The following is a 19,455-nucleotide window of genomic DNA, read 5'->3' as shown; positions in this document are numbered from 1 at the left end:
TGTATTTAGGGGTGCAAAATATGAAAGTATCAATATTTATTACTTGTGTTGCAGATGTTTTTTATCCAGAAGTAGGAAAAGATGTTGTGGAAATTCTTGAAGATTTAGGGTGTGAAGTTGATTTTCCAAAAACTCAAACTTGCTGTGGACAACCTGCTTATAATAGCGGGTATGTGAAAGAAACAAAAACAGCTGCAAAACATATGATTGAAGCCTTTGCTAGTTCAGAATATGTTGTGGCACCATCGGGGTCTTGCGCTATGATGGTTCACGAGTTTTCTAGCTTATTTTCTGAAAGTGAAGCGGAGTGGAAGAAAAAAGCTACGGAACTTGGGAATAAAACGTATGAATTCACACAATTTCTAGTTGAAGTATTAGGGAAAGAAGATTTAGGTGCAGAGCTTCATAAAAAAGCAACGGTTCATACATCTTGTCATATGAGCCGATTAATGGGGATTAAGGAACCACCGCAAAAACTATTAAAGTGTGTAAAGGGACTGGAAGTTGTTTCATTGCCGCATAATTATGATTGCTGTGGATTTGGAGGGACATTCTCGGTGAAAATGCCAGAAATCTCTGAGCAAATGGTTGAGGAAAAAGTAAAGCATATTATGGAAACCGGTGCGGAATTGTTAATCGGGATGGATTGTAGCTGCTTAATGAATATAAAAGGACGTTTAACACGTAATGATTATCCAATTGATGTAAAACATATTGCTCAAGTATTAAATGAAGATCGAAAACAAAGGGGGATATAGAGATGGGAATGAAAATTGGGAACGATCCCTTTCATAAGCGTACTGCAACAGGTATTGGGGATCAATTTATGCGACAGGCTGTCAGGAAAGCGCAAGATGGTCTGAGAGTCAAGAAATTAAAAGCTACTGAGAGTCTTGGGAACTGGGAAGAATGGCGAGCTTTAGGAGAAGAAATTCGAAAGCATACATTAGAAAACCTTGATTATTATTTATATGAGCTGAGTGAAAATATTGAGAAAAACGGTGGTTTCGTTTATTTCGCAAAGACTGCAGAAGACGCAAGGGAATATGTAAAAGAGATTGTAAAAAAGAAAAATGCGAAAAAAATTGTGAAATCAAAATCGATGGTAACAGAAGAGATTAGTTTAAATGAAGCGATTGAAGAAGCTGGAGCGGAAGTGTTAGAAACAGATCTTGCTGAATTTATTCTACAAGTGAACGACCACGATCCTCCCTCGCATATTGTTGTTCCGTGCCTTCACAAAGATAAAGAACACATTTGTGAAATATTTAAAACAAAGTTAAATTACACTGGAACATCTGATCCTACGGAAATGGCGAGGTTTGTAAGAGATTATTTACGTGATGATTTTTTTGCAGCGGATATAGGGGTGACTGGATGTAACTTTGCTGTTGCAGAGTCGGGATCAATTTCTATCGTAGCAAACGAAGGAAATGCAAGACTTACTACGACACTTCCGAAAACGCTAATTACAGTTATGGGGATGGAACGTATTGTTCCGACATGGGAAGAGCTTGATGTTTTAGTAACACTTCTATGCCGAAGTTCTGTAGGACAAAAGTTAACAAGTTATATTACAGGATTAACTGAGCCTGGCGGGACAGATGGACCTGAGGAATTTCATTTAGTCATTGTTGATAACGGTCGTTCCGATATTGTAGGAACAGAATTCCAAAGTGTTCTTCAGTGTATTCGTTGCGCAGCATGTATTAATGTGTGTCCTGTATACAGGCATATTGGTGGACATGCGTACGGCTCTATTTATCCAGGGCCAATTGGAGCTGTGTTAACACCGCTTTTAGGAGGATATGATGAATATAAGGATTTACCTTATGCATCTAGCCTTTGTGGTGCTTGTACAGAAGCGTGTCCAGTGAAAATCCCGTTACACGACTTATTAATTAAACATCGCAGCCGCATCGTAGAAGAAAAACAATCACCCGTAGCTTGGAACGTGGCTATGAAAGGTTTTGAAAAAGCGGTGAAGAGTCCTAGACTATTTTCTTTTGCTGCGAAGAGCGCTCCGTATGCATTAAAACCTCTCGCAAAAGGAGATAAGATTGAGCGCGGCATTGGACCGTTAAAAGCTTGGACGGACGCGAGAGATTTTCCGGTTCCGAAAAAACAACCGTTTCGAGAGTGGTTTGAAAAACACGTAAAGGAGAACGATGATGGCCATTCAAAATCGTGAGGAATTTTTACTCCAATTATCAGAAAAGCTTGGTAGGAAACGTCCAGAAGCGGTGGAAAAACCGAAATGGTCTTTTTCCCCGCAGTGGAATGTTTTTGATGGACTGGCGCAAGACGAACTTGTATTACAGTTAATGGAGCACTGCGAAGTGATTCATACAGAAGTAAAGCGAACAACAAAGGAAAATCTTGTTGAAACATTGGGGTCTTTAATAAAAGAATGGAATATCAAATCTGCTATGTATTCGAACGATGAGCGCTTTAATGAGTACGGTCTTACTTCATGTTTCAACAATGAAGGCACAACACATTTTCGTGCATGGGGATTAGGTGATAAAGAAGAGGACATAAAATTTGCGAAAGCTGCTGACCTTGGCATTACGTTTAGTGATATGACTCTGGCGGAATCAGGAACCGTTGTGCTATTTAATGATGGGTTAAAAGGAAGACATGTTAGTTTGCTCCCAGAGTCATATATTGCAATCGTTCCTAAAAGTACGATCGTACCAAGGTTAACCCAAGCTACAAAACTGATTCATGATCAAAGTAAAGCGGGAGAAAACCTGCCGGCTTGTGTGAACTTCGTTTCTGGTCCATCAAATAGCGCGGATATTGAAATGAACCTTGTCGTAGGTGTGCACGGGCCAATCAGAACAGCGTATATTATTGTGGATGATCAATAATGATTTACGGTTACGAGTTGGAAATATAGATGAAGTATTATAAGAATACTGAAAATAGAAAGCACGGGCTGTTAAATATAACCGGGGCTTTTTATTTTGCATGCCTATGTTTATATCCAATTTACTGGCGTACTCCTAGAAGCAAAAAAAGCATTCACTTTTTCTGATAGTGGGTGTTTTTTAGTTTTTATTTCTTATAAGGAACACTCCTGAATGAAAGAAGCAAACTTAAATAGTTATGTTGAAGTGAAACTGTTAGATTTAGTGTTTTAAATCAAAACCTTCAGATGTGGAAATGGAACCGATGTGATAATCATTAGCGAATTCAACATCTGCCGAAATTTTTTTATTTTTATCATCTTTCACATGACCTGAAATCCAAACACTTTGAAAGTCCTTCGGAGCAAATTTATGTTTAGTAATCACTACATCTAGATTTTCTTTTTCTTTAAAATATTGAATGGTTGTTTCTGTAGCCTTATTTACTATTAGTTGCTCTTCTTTTTTATTATCCACAGTGCACCCTTCTAAAGTAGTAAATACAAAGATTAAAAGGAAATAAAAACTAATTTTTTGAATTTGATAACCATTTTCTCCCTCCAATGATGTTGTCCCAGTTATTAGAATATACCATTTTTTACAAGGAGGGAGTGTTTTGAAAGAAAATAATAAAATTACAGATGAAACTTTTCCCGTGTATCTAAACAGGAATTAATTTGTTTTATAAAAAAGACATCCTAAATCACATATTTAGGATGTCTTTTTTGTTCTAATGATTAATGTTTAAAAGGAAATTATCAGATTGTCTTTTCAGTGTTTTAGGCTGAAATTAGTGGTAGAGATAGAACCGATATTATAATCATCTTTATAATCAATTGAAGTAGTAAATTTCTTATTTGTATCATCTTTGATATGACCAGTTATAAAAATAGTTTCGATATCATTAGAAGGAAATCTATGATTTGTAATAGTCACTTCTAAATTCTCTTTTTCTTTGAAATATTGAATTGTAGTTTCTGTTGCTTTATTAACGATTTGTTGTTCAGTATTCTTTTGATCTATCGTACATCCTCCTAAAAGAATAAGTGTAAAGATAAAGAATAATCTTATAGCATATTTTTTCACGAATAATCACTCCGTTAATAGTGCGTTATATTCCTCTTCAATAAATTTTATATTCACTGAACATTGTGTGGTGGGGGATAAAGGAAGGGCTCTTTAAAAGAGTGCCTTTTCTTTATTATTTTAAATGTAAATTTTCACTTGTAGAGATAGAACTTATTGTATATTCATCTCCACCGTATTCTATTGTAATATTAAATGTTTTGCTTTCATCATTTTTTATATAGCCGGAGATAAAGATACCTTGTAAATCACTTGGACCAAATCTATAATCAGTGATTACTACATCTAAGTCTTGTTTTTCTTTGAAGTATTGGATTGTCCTTTCTTGTGCCTTTTCAACTATTTGTTGTTCCTCATTTTTTTGATTTATAGTACATCCCCCTAAAATACTTAAAATAAATATAAAGAATAGAAAAAAACTAATTTTTTTGATTTTAATATCCATATTTATCCTCCAGTAATGGCATCTTGATTATATAAAATATCGTGATAGAAGGAATGTTTTTAGTGAAAAAAGCACTCACTTTTTCTGATAACCGTTGCTTTTTATTTCTTATAAAGAACATTCTTGAATTAAAGAAAAAGCTTAAATAATTATGTTGACGTGAAACTATTAGATTTAGTGTTTAAAATTCAAATTATTAGACGCTGAAATAGAACCAATATGATAATCATTAGCGTATTGGACTGAAGCGGTAAATTTTTTACTTTTGTCATTTGTTACATAACCTGAGATAAGGATAGTTTGAAAATCTTTTTGTCCAAATTTATGATCAGTGATTGTTACATCTAAGCCCTCTGTTTCTTTAAAATATTTAATTGTTACCTCTTCTGCCTTTGTTACTATTTCTTTTTCTTCATTTGTTTTATTATTCATACTGCATCCTCCTAAAAGTATAAGTGTAAGAATAATGAATAATGAATAATCTTATACTATATTTTTTCACGAATAATCACTCCATTAATAGTGCGTTATATTCCTCTTCACTAAATTTTATATTCACTGAACATTGTGTGGTGAAGCAAAAAGAAAAGGCACTCTAAAGTGCCCCAATTATTAGTTTTTAAGCTCTAAATTTTTGGTGGCTGAAACAGCGCCGATATGATAATTATTTGCGTATTCAACTGAAGCAGTAAATTCTTTAGTTTTATCATTAGTCACATAGCCTGATATAGAGATAGTTTGAAAGTCTTTTGGTCCAAATTCATAATCAGTAATTGTTACATCTAAGCCCTCTGTTTTTTTGAAATACTGAATGGTTTCTTCTGTTGCTTTATTAACGATTTGTTGTTCCTCATTTTTTTATCAGTATTCATACTACATCCCCCTGAAAATATTAGTGTAAAAATTATGATTAGTCCTAAAAAAATTTTTTCAATTATCATTCCTCCATTAATGTTATCCTATATTTAGAATATATTAAATTTTCTAGGAGTGAAAATAATAAAGTTTTAGATTCAAGTTATTATCAGCTGTCAAGGGGCGCTTATCAATCTGATAAGGATTTAGCAAAAGGATTTTCTGTCTTAGACAGGGATGGGAATAGTATACAAAAGTGGGGAACAAGTGAAACATTCCACGACAAACAAACCAGAATGGACGCAGTAGTCTTTGAACGAGATATAAATGGGAAAAAGCAAGTTATGGTAGCTTTCCGAGGGACAGAAGGGGATAAAATTATAGAGAAAAATTTTTTAGGCATTCCGATGAAACCAGGGGGAGGCATGAAGGATTTAAAAACGGATACCAATCATTTTGTTAAGAAAAAATCTGATATGCTAAAATATTTTACGTAAAAAAGACACTATAAAGTGTCTTTGATAGACTTGGTAACCAAGCCCTATATATTATATTAATCTTAAATATTATTAAATTTTTTTAGAATTATTATTAATAATTTAATTTAAAGTTTTCAGAACGAGATATAGAACCTACCCTATATTCCCCATCACCAAATTCTACATCTACTGAGAATTCTTTACTTTTATCATCCTTAACATAACCATCTATAAATACAGTTTGAAAATCATTTGGAGGAAAGCTATGTCCTGTAATTACTACATCTAAATTATGTTTTTCTTTAAAATATTGAATGGTTGTTTCTTTTGCTTTATTAACGATTTGTTGTTCCTCATTTTTTTTATCCATACTACACCCTCCTATAAACATTAATATAAAGACCATCATTAATCCTAAATAATATTTTTTCAATCAATAAGCCTCCTTGAATGTTATCCTATATTTAGGATATCTTAAAATTCTTGGGAGGGGAAATGTTTTGAGTGAAAATGATCAAGTATTAGACTTAAGTTATTATCAATTAGCAAAAGGGGCTTATCGTAATGATAAGCAATTAAAAAAAGAATTTGATGTTAAAGATACTCATGATAATATTGTCCAAACATGGAAAGTAGAAAAAACATTCCACGACAAACAAACCGGAATGGACGCAGTAGCCTTTGAACGAGATGTGGATGGCAAAAAGCAAGTTATGGTAGCTTTCCGAGGTACAGAAGGGGATAAAATTATAGAGAAAAACTCTTTAGGCATTCCGATGAAGTCAGGGGAAGGCATGAAGGATTTAAAAACGGATACCAATCATTTTGTATTACGAGAAGGTGTTCATGAACCAGCAGCACCTCCTGTAGCAGGGACTGAGAATGCAGATTCAAAGAAATATTGGAATGAAGAGCATCAACGTTGGGAAACACACAATCAATTCGAACAAGCTGAAAGAGTCATGAAACAAGTAACGGATACATACAAGGATAGGGATGATGTCGAGATATATACGACAGGTCATTCGTTAGGTGGCGCTTTAGCTGAATATGTTGCAGCATTTAATGATAGCGTAAGATGTTTGTCGTGGAATGCGCCGAGTGCAAAACATTTGTTACCGCCTGATTTACAAGAAAAAGCAAATAATGGTGAATTTAATAATAGAATTGTAAGTGTTGTTCATGGAAATGATTCGATTGGTTATGGGCCGTTTGGCTCATATGAAAGTCATATAGGATCTACTTATGCGGTAACACCACCAATTTCGAAAGAAGCAATGTCAAAGTTACCATTACAGCAAAAGCTTGGGATGGATGTTACCCGATTTTTGAATTCGATAAGTGGCCCTGGTTATCATTATCAAACAGATCAGAACTTCCGGTTTGGAGAGAATGGGTCTTTATCCAATAAATACTTGTTAAATGTAGACACGAATGAAAGAGTTTATGATTCACCAGGTGCGTTATTAGGCGGGGGAGAAATTCGTGTAGTGGTAGAGAATTTAGAACAAGCTGTAAGAGATATGAAGCGAAACGCGCAAGAATTTCAAGATAGAGTACCGAGGTTAATTTCTAATATGATGACATTATTAGAAACGGCTGAAAGTAGACGGGTAGAAGCTAAAGTAAATAATATACGTGCACATGTAGAGCATTTAAGTTTTTGGTACATACGAACAGCAACGGAAATTTCAGATTTTATTGAGAAGAAAGCCGATGATTATAAGAAGACGGATCAACAATATTAAGGGAGAAGATTAGGATGCCGAGAATTTACTTAAATGAAGAAGCATTGAGCCAAGCTTTACAGCAATTTGATCATATGATTCAAGACTTAAACCATAATAAAAGGGTTGTAAGTAATGTACATAATTTACTCTTATCAAGTTGGTCTCAACTTGGGGTGGGAAAAAAAGCCATTAGCGATTTAGAATCTTTTAAAAAAGATATCGAAAGAAGGATGGAAGAATTAGAGTCTGATAAAAGAGAGTTAAAGGGTGCGATTGATTTATTAAAAGCGCTAGATCAAAGTTATGATTACATGGGGCCTAAATATTAAATTACAAGAAGCACTCACAAAGGTGCTTTTTGTAGTTTAACTGGATTAAAGATTATTTTAGTCATTATTAAGGAATATGATCCTAGATCCATAATGTAGATTGAAAAAGTAATATACAGTTTTGAATCAAACTTGCAAACGATGATTTTTTATTTTACAATTTACTTACCGACCGGTAAGTAAAAATAAGTGAGGTACAGTATGACAAAGAATTTACAAACATCGCAAAACATTGTCGAGGCATCATTTAAACTCATGGCAGAGCATGGTATTGAGAAGATGAGTCTTTCCATGATTGCGAAAGAAGTAGGCATATCAAAGCCAGCTATTTATTATCATTTTCCGTCTAAAGAAGCGTTAGTAGATTTTTTATTTGAAGAGATTTTTTCTGAATATCATTTCGTAAATTACTTCGATAAAGACCAATATACGAAAGAAAACTTTGCAGAAAAGTTAATCGCAGATGGTTTACATATGTTGTCTGAGTATGAAGGTCAAGAAGGCGTATTACGCGTTATAAATGAATTCATCGTAACTGCGACGCGAAATGAAAAGTATCAGAAACGCTTATTTGAAATACAAGAAGATTTCTTAAATGGATTCCACGATTTATTGAAGCAAGGTGTGGAACTTGGTATTGTGTCAGAACATGGAACAGAAGAAAACGCGCATACGTTAGCGCTCGTTATTGATAATATGAGTAATTACATATTAATAGGGTTCCAGTTAAAGTATAAAGAAATTTGGATTCGAAATGTGAAAAACGTAATGAAGGAGGACTAAAGGTGAAAATGCAAAAAAACTGGTGGCTCGGTTTTCTTGGATTGATTGGCGTTTATAAAATTCCAGGTATGATTGAATCTTTTCAAGCGGATAAAGGTTGGTTTGCATTAATCGGTTTCGTGTGGTTACTTTGGTTCGGATATTTTATTCCTGAGAAGAAAGATAATTAAATTTCAATTTTCTGTAAAGTTATGTAAAATATAGATTGAGAGTATTCGTATATTAGATTACTAGATTTGGAGTGGTTACATGGATCCATTGAAAAATGAAATTCATCCTGACATGATCAAGGTGTGGAAAGTTCGTGCTGTAATTGAGGAAGGGATCGGTATTCTCGTCATTTTAGCTTACCTGTTCCTTATGATAAAGTTTGATTGGTGGGCGTGGATTTTGTATGTGCTGATCGGGTTAACAGTTGCACTAGCACCATTTGAGTACTTCCTATTCCCGAAACTGCGTCAGCGTTATTATAGCTATCAATTAAATGAAGAAGAGCTTGAAATTCAGCACGGTCTTTTCGTTGTAAAGCGCGTATTAGTACCGATGATTCGTGTACAGCACGTTACAATTGAACAAGGACCAATTATGAGAAAATATGGATTAGCAGAATTACATATTTCAACAGCGGCAACTTCTCACAGCATCCCAGGTTTAACGATGTATGAAGCAGAAATGTTGAAAACGAAAATCGCAGAATTAGCGAAAGTGAGTGATGAGGATGTATAAGAGGCAGCATCCCATTACGATGTTATTAGAATTAAAAATAACAGACTTTATACCACTACTTATTTTCATGTTTAGTTTAAATGGAAAGTTTCCATTTTGGTATTTAATTCCCGCTGGATTCGGTTTACTCACCGTCTTTTCAGCGTTTGAAAAATGGTATTACACAACATACTGGGTTGAAAATAACGTATTACATGTGAAACAAGGGCTCTTTGTGAAGAAGGAGAGCTACTTAAATAAAGAACGTGTTCAAACGATTAATACAAGTTCAAACGTGTTATATCAAATGCTTGGTTTAAAGAAAATTCAAATCGAAACAGCTGGCGGAGGCGATGATGCAGAAGTAAGCTTAGCTGGTATTACGGAAGATGAGGCGAAGGAACTTATCTCCTTACTAAATGAGCTAACTCCAGAAGTGAAAGCAGAAGAAACGTTAGAAGTAGTAGAAAAAGAAGTCATTACAGAGGAAAAGCAAGCGACAGAGTACAAATTAACTTTGAAAGAAATTTTATTAGCATCTGTTACATCTGGTCAATTTGGATTGTTATTCTCTTTAATATTTTTCGTTTATAACCAAGTAGATGAATACATTCCGAAATGGATAAAAAATAGCGTAGAGTCGTATGTAATGGATCATGATATATACGGCTGGATTTACATGGTAGCTATTTTACTTGTCGTTTCTTGGATGATATCCACAATTGGTTATGCGTTGAAACATGGAGATTTCACAGTGAATCGAAGAAATGATGAAGTCCGCATTTCGCAAGGATTACTTGAGAAAAAAGAACTTGTACTAAAATTGCACCGTATTCAAGGTATTACGATAAAAGAAAGTATTTTACGTCAGCCATTCGGTTATTGTGCTGTGCAAGTCGAAGTCATTCAAAGTAAGGGCTTGGGAGAAGAGAAAGACAAAGTTACATTGCATCCGATTATTCGAAAAGATCGCGTGCAACAGTTACTTGCTCATTTACAATTGCCATATGAACTGAATACAAACATTATTGCATTACCAAAAGCAGCCTTGCGCCGTTACTTAATTGATAGTTTCATATTCTTCGCAATGCTAGCAATCCCGCTTACTGGAATAAGCATATACTTTGAAAAGTATTACATCATGTGGGCGTTGTTACCGCTCGCTATCCTCATCTTTACACTTGGATACGCAACATTTAAAACAAATGGTTACGGCGTAAACGGAGAACAAATTACGATCATACATCGTAGTATTGGGAAACATACAGGACTTGTAAGAAGAAGACACGTCCAATCAATTGAAAAAACACAATCATATTTCCAGCGCCGGGCGGATTTATGTACCTATAATTTTTCTAGTGCATCATCGAATTATAAATTAGAACATACGAGAGTTGAAGATGCGGAGAGAATGCAGGATTGGTATAAGAAGAGAATAAGTGAGGATTAACTTGAAAAAGCTTGCCTATTATGAAAGGCAGGCTTTTTTTGTTATAGGAAAATGAGTGACTTAATCCATGTATTAGTACAGCGACAGCGCACATATATCAATACATATCAAAAAAAGTAGTATACTTCTATTTCAGGAAAATCTGTGGAATTTTTGATATAAATGGTATACTGATATAGAAAAAGTATTAGGAGGCTATATATGATAAGTCAGTTAAAAAGAGAAGCACTTGATGCATTAAAAGGAAAATGGGGATTAGCGGTAGGGGCAACACTATTACTTGGAATCCTTATTGGAGCTGTGGAATTTCTAATCACGGGTGTTTTCTCGATGTTTTGGGGTTGGGAAGAAGCAAGTGATTCGCTTACAGTAAGTATTATTGCAATGCTTGTTATCGGTCCGTTAACAATGGGCGCCTATTATCTTGTTTTAAATGCAATTCGTGGGACTAGTGTTCGCATTGGTCATATATTTAGATGGTTTAGTGATGGAAGTAAGCTTATGAAATCGTTTTTAACATACTTATTAATGTATGTATACTTGATTCTATGGACATTACTTCTTATTATTCCAGGTATTATTAAATCATTTTCTTATTCTATGACATATTTTATTTTGAATGATCATCCAGAATATACAGCGAATCAAGCGATTACTGAAAGTCGTCGTATGATGAATGGACATAAAATGGATTACTTTTTACTATGCTTAAGTTTCTTAGGTTGGTTCATTTTAAGTATTCTTACTTTAGGAATCGGTTTCTTATGGTTAGTACCTTATTTCTATTCGACATCGGCAGCGTTTTATGAAGAGATTTCAAAAGAATATTATAAAAAAGAAGACACTACTTTCTAATAACCACCTATCCCCCAAAGAATATAGGGCACAGATAGTTTAGGTGTTCCGTTCGCGGGGGTCACTTCAGGATAAGGTATAGGTTTTTATATAGAAATTCTACCCTCTATGTTTTATCATAGAGGGTTATTTTTTTATGTGAAAATGATAAAAAATAATTAATAATATATGTGAAGCAAAAAAGTGAGGTGAATGAGAATGAGCAAATTTTTAATACCGTATTCATTTGCTATATTAAGTTTCTTTATTTCAGCAACGGCACTTGATTTATATGATAGGATGGGGAAAAATGATGAGATGACTTCGCCGAACATAATTGGAAAGATAATTCAATCTACTGCGCAAATGGGAGTCCTTACATTGTATTTTGGAGTACCTATCATTTTAGGTGGCTGTCTTCTTGGTGAGCTATTGTTTAGAGGTATCATTTTACGATTTAAACTAAGCTATATCATATCTTTATTAGTATATTTACTTTTAGCCTTTAGTATTGTTTTCGTAACGGTAGGAATTCCAACTACATATGAAGATTCTAATGTTTTTTTCATGGTAATAACTATGATTTGCGCTGTTACATTCTTTGTGGGCCGGAATATATGGGAGAAAAAATAAATTAATAATGGAGTGACAGAATGAAATACACTTGTCCATGCTGCGGATATAAAATGTTAGAAGAAGAATCACCAGGTACATATGAAATTTGTAATATATGTTATTGGGAAGATGATCCTGTTCAGTTTAACGATCATGACTTTGAAGGCGGAGCAAATAAGCCCTCGTTAAGGCAAGCACAGAAAAATTTCATTGCATTTGGTGCTTGCGAGGAATGTTTGGTTGGATCAGTTAGAAAGCCGACTAGTGAAGATGTGAAGGATTCTAGTTGGAAGCAAATTTGTTAAGTGGTTTATAGGTAGAAAATGTTATTACTTATAGAAAGAGAAGTAATAACATTTTTTATTTAGTGATTAAAGAATTGACACCGTCTTATAAAATAAAACAATAACGCTGATAGGGTGGTAGGAAGACCAGCTTCGAAAAATGCTTGAAAACTAAAGGATAGGAAATCAACTCGTTAAAATGACATTTCATGTTTATGGGTATATTAGGAATTAATATAAATGTATAGATGTATAGTCAACGTAGTGTATTTAATGTTATCATATTGGATGATATGGAAATTTTTAATAGAAGAAGCAACTCACAATTCAAAAATAATGAGGCCTATATTGAATAAAAAAATACCTAGTAGTACTCAACAATATTAAAGATAAAATACGTATTTAGATAGAATTAGTAGAAATGAGGGTTTAAAAAGGAATGAACACGAGCATAACACGGCAAAAAATTTTAGCCGCCGCTTCTCAAATTGTTCAATTTAAAGGAGTAGCTAAGTTAACTTTAGAAGCAGTAGCAAAAGAGGCAGGTGTAAGTAAAGGGGGATTATTGTATCACTTTTCAAATAAAGAAGCTTTAATAGAAGGCATGATACTCAAAGGGACAGAGGAGTATCATGGTGCTATTCATAATAGGGTAACGGAAGACACAGAGAAGAAAGGAAGGTGGGTTCGTTCTTTTGTAGAGGAAAGATTAAGTAATGAGAACAGAACAGAAGAGTTGTGTAGTAGTATGATGGCAGCATTAATGCTAAAACCTGAATTACTTGAGCCATTACAACAAGCATTTCAGCAATTGCAAACTAAAATAGAAAATGATGAAATGGATTCTGTTTGTGCCACAATTATTAGATTAGCAGCTGATGGATTATGGTATTCGGAATATTTAGGGATCGGAAGACTAAGTCCTGAATTAAGAGAAAAAGTGATTCAAGCCCTTATTAATGCTTCTTATAAATAGAATATATAAACTATAGAATGAAAAAATTCCCCATTGGTTTGTTTAATCCGGTGGGGAATTGTTTTTTTAATTAGAATAATAGAACAATTGTATAGATGTTGAATTATAACCGTCCAGACGGTATAGTAATATTTGGTACAAGTGGGAAATGAAACAAAAAAAGAATAAAACATATTTTTAGCACACTATTCGAAAGGATAGGCCGCAAAGCTTAGAGTCTACGGTAATATATATTGGTTACTAAGATCGTCTGGTTGCACTTTTGATGCAATTGGATGATCTTTTTTATTATATAAATATAATATTCAAGGAGGAAAATATGCAAGCAAAAAGTACTAAAAGGCACATTTCAATGGTTTCATTAGTTTTTCTAGTATTATTTTCAGTGCTGAATGTGTGGGCTCCAGTTATTCAAGCTGCTGTGATGAAAAGTCCGGTGGATGATATTAGCATTTCCCGTACTGATGGCACGATATCTGAACCATATCAGGCTTCAGATGGTATGAAAGTAGAAGTGAAGTGGTCAGCTAAAGAACAGATAAAAAGTGGAGATCAATTCACAATTGATATGCCAAAAGAATTTCGAAAAGATCTTATGAATATGAGTTTTCCTTTAAAAGATGCTGAAGGAAAAACAGTTGGTACATGTGAGATGAAAAATGGTCTATTGACGTGTACTATGGGTGATTATGTAGAAGGAAAGAATAACATTAAAGGTTCTTTATTCGTAGAATTCTATTTTGCTCTAGAAGCATATGATGGTGTTCAAAAAATCCCATTAGAATTTAACGTTGATGGTCAAATCGTAGATAAAGAAGTAAGTGTAAATAATACGACAGAGAGACCGAAGCCACAGCCCAATACAGATAATCTATTGAAATGGGGTTCTTATAATCAGGAAGATCCTTCAATTGCAGACTGGACGGTATATGTAAATGCAACTGGAACAGAAATGCAAGATCTTAAATTAACAGACACATTAGGACCTGGGCATGAATTAATTACAGATAGCTTAGTATTAGAAGAGGCTGTATTTGAAGATGGCTATGCAGCAACAAATATTAAGCCAGCAGATTTATCTAAAATTAAAATCAATACAACGAAGGCTGGATTTACAATTGAATTTCCAGACAGCTCAAAAGGTTATATTTTAAGATATAAAACAAAAATTACAAATCCTGCTGCAAAGCCTCATAAAAATACAGTGAAATTAGAAGGCAAAAATATTGAAACTGAAGAAAAAGTAGGACAAGTATTTGTAAGTGGTGGGGGAGGAACCGGTTCAGGTGACAATAATCCACCTAGCATTGAAAAAAATATAGTTAATGAGAATGGTAAGCTTGTAGAGAATCAGCAGTTAACACAAATGGATCAAACTATTCAATATCAAGTTGGTACGCATATACCACAAGATCCGCCTAATTATACATCAATGGTAATTAGTGATGATTTAGAAGATGTATTAGACGTTATAGATGCGAAAGTATTTGATCAAAGTGGTCAAGATATTACGTCTAAAGGAAAGCTAACGATAGATAAACAAACAAGTAAAGTAACATTTACGTTCGGTGAGAGCTTTGACTATAAGTCATATGAAGACCAGATAATTAACTTGAATATTAAGGCGAAAATTAAAGCTGATGCAGACTTATCTTCTTATGTAGATAAGAAGATTCCTAATAAAGCAGAGTTACATTATGATGATAAGAAATTAACATCGAATGAAGTAACGGTTACGCCGCCGGAACCTCCAAAAGAAGGTACAGTAGCTATTCATAAAATAGATGCTGAGGATCCGAATAAAGAGTTAACAGGTGCCGAATTTGAAGTTCGAAATAGTGAAGATAAGGTTGTTGCAGTACTGAAAACAGGCGAAAAAGGTTTTTCAGCTCCTCAAACTTTAACACCTGGAACGTATAAAATTTATGAAAAAGTAGCACCTGAAGGATATCAAAAATTAACAAGTCCGGTAGAGGTTACACTTCAAGCTGGAGAAACAAAAACAATTGAAATTAAAAATACCATGCAAAAGGGTCAAATTGAATTAAAGAAAATTGATTCGGAAAATGGTGGCAAAGCATTAGCAAATGCAGAGTTTGATATAGTAAAAGACGGTGTAGTAGTTGAACATATTATTACAGATAAAGACGGTAAGGCAATTTCTAAACCGTTAGCACCAGGAAAATATATTTTAAAAGAAACGAAAGCGCCTGAAGGATACCAATTAAAAGCAAAAGAGTTCGAAGTAAATGTAGCAGGGGACGGCATATTCCCAATAACAGTAGAAAATGCAATGGTAGACAAAGGTAATGTAGAAATTACAAAAGTGGACAAAGAAAGCGGTGCAGTATTAGCAGGTGTCGAATTTGAAGTCCAAGATGAGAAAGGTGAAGTAGTAAGAAAAGTAACAACAGATAAAGATGGAAAAGCAAACGTTTCAGATCTATCAGTAGGAAAATACAAATTAGTAGAGACGAAAAGCTTACCAGGTTACAAAAAACTAACAGAGCCAGTATCATTTGAAATTAAAAAAGGCATGACAAAAGTTTTATCATTGAAAGTAGAAAATGAGCAGTTAGACAAAGGCTCAGTAGAAATTACAAAAGTAGATAAAGACAGCCAAACAGCATTAGCAGGCGTAGTCTTCGAAGTGCAAGATGAAAAAGGAAAAGTGGTAAAAAAAGTAACGACAGATAAAGATGGAAAAGCGAATGTCTCAGACTTATCAGTAGGAAAATACAAATTAGTAGAGACGGAAAGCTTACCAGGTTACAAAAAACTAACAGAGCCAGTATCATTCGAAATTAAAAAAGGTATGACAGAAGTTTTATCATTGAAAGTAGAAAATGAGCAGTTAGACAAAGGCTCAGTAGAAATTACAAAAGTAGATAAAGACAGCCAAAAAGCATTAGAAGGTGTAGTCTTCGAAGTGCAAGATGAAGCTGGAAAAGTAATAAAGAAATTAACAACAGATAAAAATGGAAAAGCAAAAATTGCAGACCTATCAGTAGGAAAATACAAACTAGTAGAAGTAGAAAGTTTACCAGGCTATAAGAAACTAACAGAGCCAGTATCATTTGAAATCAAAAAAGGCATGATCGAGGTACTATCATTAAAAATAGAAAATGAAATGGTAGATACGGGAAATGTAGAGATCACAAAGATAGATAAAGATAATAAGGCACCGTTAGCGGGAGTAACGTTTGTTGTCCAAGATGAAAAGGGCAATGAGGTGAAAAGAGTAACGACAGATAAAGATGGAAAAGCAAATGTTTCAGATTTACCTGTAGGAAAGTATGAATTAGTAGAGGTAGAAAGTTTACCTGGTTATAAAAAGTTAGAAAAACCAGTATCATTTGAAATTAAAAAAGGTATGACGAAGTCTTTAACATTCACTGTAGAAAATGAAATGGTAGATACAGGGGATGTAGAGATCACAAAGATAGACAAAGATAGTAAAGCCCCATTACAAGGTGTTGTGTTTGAAGTACGTGATTCAAAAGGGAAAGTAGTTACTAAAGTAACAACAGATAAAGATGGAAAAGCAAATGTTTCAGATTTATCTATTGGAAAGTATGAGTTGGTAGAAGTAGAAACACCAGCAGGATACAAACCGCTAGAAAAACCAATTTCATTCGAAATTGAAAAAGGTAGAGTAACAGCATTACAATTAACTGTAGAAAATGAATTAGTGGATTCAGGAAATGTAGAAATTACAAAAGTAGACAAAGGAAATAAAGATGCTTTAGCTGATGCCGTATTTGAGATTCAAGATGAAGCAGGACAAGTGGTTGCTAAAATAACGACAGATAAAGATGGAAAAGCACAAGTTACTAATTTATCAGTTGGAACATACAAGTTGGTAGAAGTAAAAGCACCAAAAGGATATAAGCAATTAGTAGATCCGATTACTTTCCAAATTGAAAAAGGCATGACAAAATCTCTCGCTTTAACAGTAGAAAACGAAATGTTAGATAAAGGTTCAGTAGAAATTACAAAAGTAGATAAAGAGAGCCAAAAAGCATTAGCAGGCGTAGTCTTCGAGGTACAAGATGAAGCAGGCAAAGTAGTAACAGAAGTAAAAACGGATAAAGATGGAAAAGCAAAAGTCTCAGACTTATCTGTAGGACAGTACAAATTAGTAGAAAAAGCAGGCTTACCAGGCTACAAAAAACTAACAGAACCAGTATCATTCGAAATTAAAAAAGGTATGACGAAAGTTTTATCATTGAAAGTAGAGAATGAACTATTAGACAAAGGTTCAGTAGAAATTACAAAAGTGGACAAAGAAAGTGGCGCAAAATTAGCGGGCGTAACTTTCGAAGTGCAAGATGAAAAAGATAAAGTAGTAACAAAAGTAACAACAGATAAAGATGGAAAAGCGACAATTTCAGATTTATCAGTAGGGAAATATAAGCTAGTAGAGGTAGAAAGCTTACCAGGATATAAAAAACTAGCAAAACCAGTATCGTTCGAAATTAAAAAAGGTATGACGGAAGTTTTATCAATAAAAGTAGAGAACGAACTGCTAGATAAAGGTTCAGTAGAAATTACAAAAGTAGATAAAGAGAGCCAAAAAGCATTAGCAGGCGTAGTCTTTGAAGTGCAAGATGAGCAAGGAAAAGTAGTAACAAAAGTAACAACAGATAAAGATGGAAAAGCAAAAATCTCAGACTTATCTGTAGGAAAGTACAAACTAGTAGAGAAAGAAAGCTTACCAGGTTACAAAAAACTAACAGAACCAGTATCATTCGAAATTACAAAAGGTATGACGACAGTCCTGTCAATGAAAGTAGAGAATGAACTATTAGATAAAGGTTCAGTAGAAATTACAAAGGTAGATAAAGAGAGCCAAAAAGCATTAGCAGGCGTAGTCTTTGAAGTGCAAGATGAGCAAGGAAAAGTAGTAACAGAAGTAAAAACGGATAAAGATGGAAAAGCAAAAATTGTTGATTTATCTGTAGGAAAGTACAAATTAGTAGAAAAAGCAGGCTTACCAGGCTACAAAAAACTAACAGAACCAGTATCATTCGAAATTAAAAAAGGTATGACGAAAGTTTTATCATTGAAAGTAGAGAATGAACTATTAGACAAAGGTTCAGTAGAAATTACAAAAGTGGACAAAGAAAGTGGCGCAAAATTAGCGGGCGTAACTTTCGAAGTGCAAGATGAAAAAGATAAAGTAGTAACAAAAGTAACAACAGATAAAGATGGAAAAGCGACAATTTCAGATTTATCAGTAGGGAAATATAAGCTAGTAGAGGTAGAAAGCTTACCAGGATATAAAAAACTAGCAAAACCAGTATCGTTCGAAATCAAAAAAGGTATGACGGAAGTTTTATCAATAAAAGTAGAGAACGAATTGCTAGATAAAGGTTCAGTAGAAATTACAAAAGTAGATAAAGAGAGCCAAAAAGCATTAGCAGGCGTAGTCTTTGAAGTGCAAGATGAGCAAGGAAAAGTAGTAACAGAAGTAAAAACGGATAAAGAAGGAAAAGCAACAATTTCAGATTTATCTGTAGGAAAGTACAAATTAGTAGAGAAAGAAAACTTACCAGGATACAAAAAATTAACAGAACCAGTATCATTTGAAATCAAAAAAGGTATGACGGAAGTCTTATCATTGAAAGTAGAGAATGAACAGTTAGACAAAGGTTCAGTGGAAATTACAAAAATGGCTGCTGAAAGTAAGAATGTATTATCAGGGGCAGTGTTTGAAGTCCATGACGAAAAAGGAAAAGTAGTAACGAAAGTAACAACAGATAAAGAAGGAAAAGCGAAAGTCTCAGACTTATCTGTAGGTCACTACACACTTGTAGAAGTAGAAGCACCAAAAGGTTATGAAAAATTAACTAATCCAATTCCATTTGAAATTACAAAAGGAATGGTAAGTCCGGTTCAATTAGAAGTATTAAATAAATTGACTTCTTTAGCACCACCAGGTCCAGAAAAACCGGAAACAACAGATCCAG

19 protein-coding genes, 2 pseudogenes and 1 riboswitch are annotated in these 19,455 nt (G+C 34.0%); of the genes and pseudogenes, 15 read left to right on the top strand and 6 right to left on the bottom strand.

All coding sequences use genetic code 11. The features are described from left to right. Positions 1 to 20: 20 nt before the first annotated feature. Genes Q3V31_RS06115 through Q3V31_RS06105 form a run of 3 tightly spaced genes read left to right on the top strand, consistent with a single transcriptional unit; the run spans position 21 to position 2,873 of the window. Positions 21 to 758: a (Fe-S)-binding protein gene (locus Q3V31_RS06115; RefSeq protein WP_329762766.1), complete on the top strand. Its 738-nt coding sequence runs from the start codon at positions 21 to 23 to the stop codon at positions 756 to 758. A gap of 2 nt (positions 759 to 760) precedes the next feature. Next, positions 761 to 2,191: a LutB/LldF family L-lactate oxidation iron-sulfur protein gene (locus Q3V31_RS06110; protein WP_329762765.1), complete on the top strand. Its 1,431-nt coding sequence runs from the start codon at positions 761 to 763 to the stop codon at positions 2,189 to 2,191. After that, positions 2,172 to 2,873: a LutC/YkgG family protein gene (locus tag Q3V31_RS06105; RefSeq protein ID WP_001007538.1), complete on the top strand. Its 702-nt coding sequence runs from the start codon at positions 2,172 to 2,174 to the stop codon at positions 2,871 to 2,873. The genes Q3V31_RS06110 and Q3V31_RS06105 overlap by 20 nt, the downstream gene beginning before the upstream one ends. Before the next feature lie 261 nt (positions 2,874 to 3,134). Here Q3V31_RS06105 and Q3V31_RS06100 read toward each other — a convergent pair whose 3' ends face one another. The 5 genes and pseudogenes from Q3V31_RS06100 to Q3V31_RS06080 form a co-directional block, all read right to left on the bottom strand. Next, complete coding sequence (locus Q3V31_RS06100; protein WP_425332952.1) at positions 3,135 to 3,389, bottom strand: DUF1433 domain-containing protein; 255 nt, start codon at positions 3,387 to 3,389, stop codon at positions 3,135 to 3,137. 294 nt (positions 3,390 to 3,683) lie between these two features. Continuing rightward, positions 3,684 to 3,998 carry a DUF1433 domain-containing protein gene (locus Q3V31_RS06095; RefSeq protein WP_329762764.1) on the bottom strand — a complete coding sequence of 105 codons (315 nt, stop codon included), beginning with the start codon at positions 3,996 to 3,998 and terminating at the stop codon, positions 3,684 to 3,686. 115 nt (positions 3,999 to 4,113) lie between these two features. Beyond that, a complete protein-coding gene (locus Q3V31_RS06090) occupies positions 4,114 to 4,443 on the bottom strand; it encodes a hypothetical protein (RefSeq protein ID WP_329762763.1) in 330 nt (109 codons plus the stop codon). Positions 4,444 to 4,617: 174 nt separating this feature from the next. Beyond that, positions 4,618 to 4,911: a DUF1433 domain-containing protein gene (locus tag Q3V31_RS06085; protein ID WP_425332954.1), complete on the bottom strand. Its 294-nt coding sequence runs from the start codon at positions 4,909 to 4,911 to the stop codon at positions 4,618 to 4,620. A gap of 144 nt (positions 4,912 to 5,055) precedes the next feature. Then, positions 5,056 to 5,384, bottom strand: a pseudogene (locus Q3V31_RS06080) (DUF1433 domain-containing protein). A 33-nt stretch (positions 5,385 to 5,417) separates the two neighbouring features. Here Q3V31_RS06080 and Q3V31_RS06075 point away from each other — a divergent pair. Further along, a pseudogene (locus Q3V31_RS06075) lies at positions 5,418 to 5,768 on the top strand (lipase family protein); the annotation flags it as partial. Positions 5,769 to 5,889: 121 nt separating this feature from the next. Here the strand turns inward: Q3V31_RS06075 and Q3V31_RS06070 are convergent. Then, entirely contained in the window at positions 5,890 to 6,186 is a 297-nt protein-coding gene (locus Q3V31_RS06070) for a hypothetical protein (RefSeq protein WP_425332953.1), read from the bottom strand. Between the two features lie 91 nt (positions 6,187 to 6,277). Here Q3V31_RS06070 and Q3V31_RS06065 point away from each other — a divergent pair, with 91 nt between their 5' ends. The 11 genes from Q3V31_RS06065 to Q3V31_RS06015 form a co-directional block, all read left to right on the top strand. Further along, positions 6,278 to 7,525 carry a lipase family protein gene (locus Q3V31_RS06065; protein ID WP_329762761.1) on the top strand — a complete coding sequence of 416 codons (1,248 nt, stop codon included), beginning with the start codon at positions 6,278 to 6,280 and terminating at the stop codon, positions 7,523 to 7,525. A gap of 14 nt (positions 7,526 to 7,539) precedes the next feature. Beyond that, complete coding sequence (locus Q3V31_RS06060) at positions 7,540 to 7,836, top strand: hypothetical protein (RefSeq protein ID WP_098271496.1); 297 nt, start codon at positions 7,540 to 7,542, stop codon at positions 7,834 to 7,836. Positions 7,837 to 8,037: 201 nt separating this feature from the next. After that, positions 8,038 to 8,619, top strand: a complete 582-nt coding sequence (locus Q3V31_RS06055) for a TetR/AcrR family transcriptional regulator (RefSeq protein ID WP_329762760.1) — start codon at positions 8,038 to 8,040, stop codon at positions 8,617 to 8,619. 2 nt (positions 8,620 to 8,621) lie between these two features. Continuing rightward, positions 8,622 to 8,789, top strand: coding sequence for a hypothetical protein (locus Q3V31_RS06050; RefSeq protein WP_329763065.1), 168 nt, complete (start codon positions 8,622 to 8,624; stop codon positions 8,787 to 8,789). 79 nt (positions 8,790 to 8,868) lie between these two features. Further along, positions 8,869 to 9,345 carry a PH domain-containing protein gene (locus Q3V31_RS06045; RefSeq protein ID WP_329762759.1) on the top strand — a complete coding sequence of 159 codons (477 nt, stop codon included), beginning with the start codon at positions 8,869 to 8,871 and terminating at the stop codon, positions 9,343 to 9,345. Next, positions 9,338 to 10,774, top strand: coding sequence for a PH domain-containing protein (locus Q3V31_RS06040; protein WP_329762758.1), 1,437 nt, complete (start codon positions 9,338 to 9,340; stop codon positions 10,772 to 10,774). The genes Q3V31_RS06045 and Q3V31_RS06040 overlap by 8 nt, the downstream gene beginning before the upstream one ends. Positions 10,775 to 10,975: 201 nt before the next feature. Beyond that, a complete protein-coding gene (locus tag Q3V31_RS06035; RefSeq protein ID WP_329762757.1) occupies positions 10,976 to 11,629 on the top strand; it encodes a DUF975 family protein in 654 nt (217 codons plus the stop codon). A 198-nt stretch (positions 11,630 to 11,827) separates the two neighbouring features. Beyond that, positions 11,828 to 12,241, top strand: coding sequence for a hypothetical protein (locus Q3V31_RS06030; RefSeq protein ID WP_016128893.1), 414 nt, complete (start codon positions 11,828 to 11,830; stop codon positions 12,239 to 12,241). 20 nt (positions 12,242 to 12,261) lie between these two features. Beyond that, positions 12,262 to 12,528, top strand: coding sequence for a CPCC family cysteine-rich protein (locus Q3V31_RS06025; RefSeq protein ID WP_329762756.1), 267 nt, complete (start codon positions 12,262 to 12,264; stop codon positions 12,526 to 12,528). A gap of 418 nt (positions 12,529 to 12,946) precedes the next feature. Continuing rightward, complete coding sequence (locus tag Q3V31_RS06020) at positions 12,947 to 13,483, top strand: TetR/AcrR family transcriptional regulator (RefSeq protein WP_001097940.1); 537 nt, start codon at positions 12,947 to 12,949, stop codon at positions 13,481 to 13,483. 169 nt (positions 13,484 to 13,652) lie between these two features. Beyond that, a riboswitch (cyclic di-GMP riboswitch) is annotated at positions 13,653 to 13,745 on the top strand. 57 nt (positions 13,746 to 13,802) lie between these two features. Beyond that, the coding region (locus tag Q3V31_RS06015; protein ID WP_329762755.1) for a SpaA isopeptide-forming pilin-related protein at positions 13,803 to 19,455 on the top strand (5,653 nt) is incomplete at its 3' end.

Source organism: Bacillus nitratireducens, assembly GCF_036320425.1.
GTDB classification, from domain to species: Bacteria; Bacillota; Bacilli; order Bacillales; family Bacillaceae_G; genus Bacillus_A; species Bacillus_A nitratireducens.
Note: the sequence above shows the minus strand (reverse complement) of the source record. Positions and strands in the feature narration are given on the sequence as shown.

Coding starts and splice junctions, on each gene's coding strand:
- Q3V31_RS06060 (WP_098271496.1), top strand. CDS start 7,540: ATGCCGAGAATTTACTTAAATGAAGAAGCATTGAGCCAAGCTTTACAG.
- Q3V31_RS06040 (WP_329762758.1), top strand. CDS start 9,338: ATGTATAAGAGGCAGCATCCCATTACGATGTTATTAGAATTAAAAATA.
- Q3V31_RS06070 (WP_425332953.1), bottom strand. CDS start 6,186: ATGATGGTCTTTATATTAATGTTTATAGGAGGGTGTAGTATGGATAAA.
- Q3V31_RS06025 (WP_329762756.1), top strand. CDS start 12,262: ATGAAATACACTTGTCCATGCTGCGGATATAAAATGTTAGAAGAAGAA.
- Q3V31_RS06045 (WP_329762759.1), top strand. CDS start 8,869: ATGGATCCATTGAAAAATGAAATTCATCCTGACATGATCAAGGTGTGG.
- Q3V31_RS06115 (WP_329762766.1), top strand. CDS start 21: ATGAAAGTATCAATATTTATTACTTGTGTTGCAGATGTTTTTTATCCA.
- Q3V31_RS06035 (WP_329762757.1), top strand. CDS start 10,976: ATGATAAGTCAGTTAAAAAGAGAAGCACTTGATGCATTAAAAGGAAAA.
- Q3V31_RS06090 (WP_329762763.1), bottom strand. CDS start 4,443: ATGGATATTAAAATCAAAAAAATTAGTTTTTTTCTATTCTTTATATTT.
- Q3V31_RS06055 (WP_329762760.1), top strand. CDS start 8,038: ATGACAAAGAATTTACAAACATCGCAAAACATTGTCGAGGCATCATTT.
- Q3V31_RS06110 (WP_329762765.1), top strand. CDS start 761: ATGGGAATGAAAATTGGGAACGATCCCTTTCATAAGCGTACTGCAACA.
- Q3V31_RS06020 (WP_001097940.1), top strand. CDS start 12,947: ATGAACACGAGCATAACACGGCAAAAAATTTTAGCCGCCGCTTCTCAA.
- Q3V31_RS06105 (WP_001007538.1), top strand. CDS start 2,172: ATGGCCATTCAAAATCGTGAGGAATTTTTACTCCAATTATCAGAAAAG.
- Q3V31_RS06030 (WP_016128893.1), top strand. CDS start 11,828: ATGAGCAAATTTTTAATACCGTATTCATTTGCTATATTAAGTTTCTTT.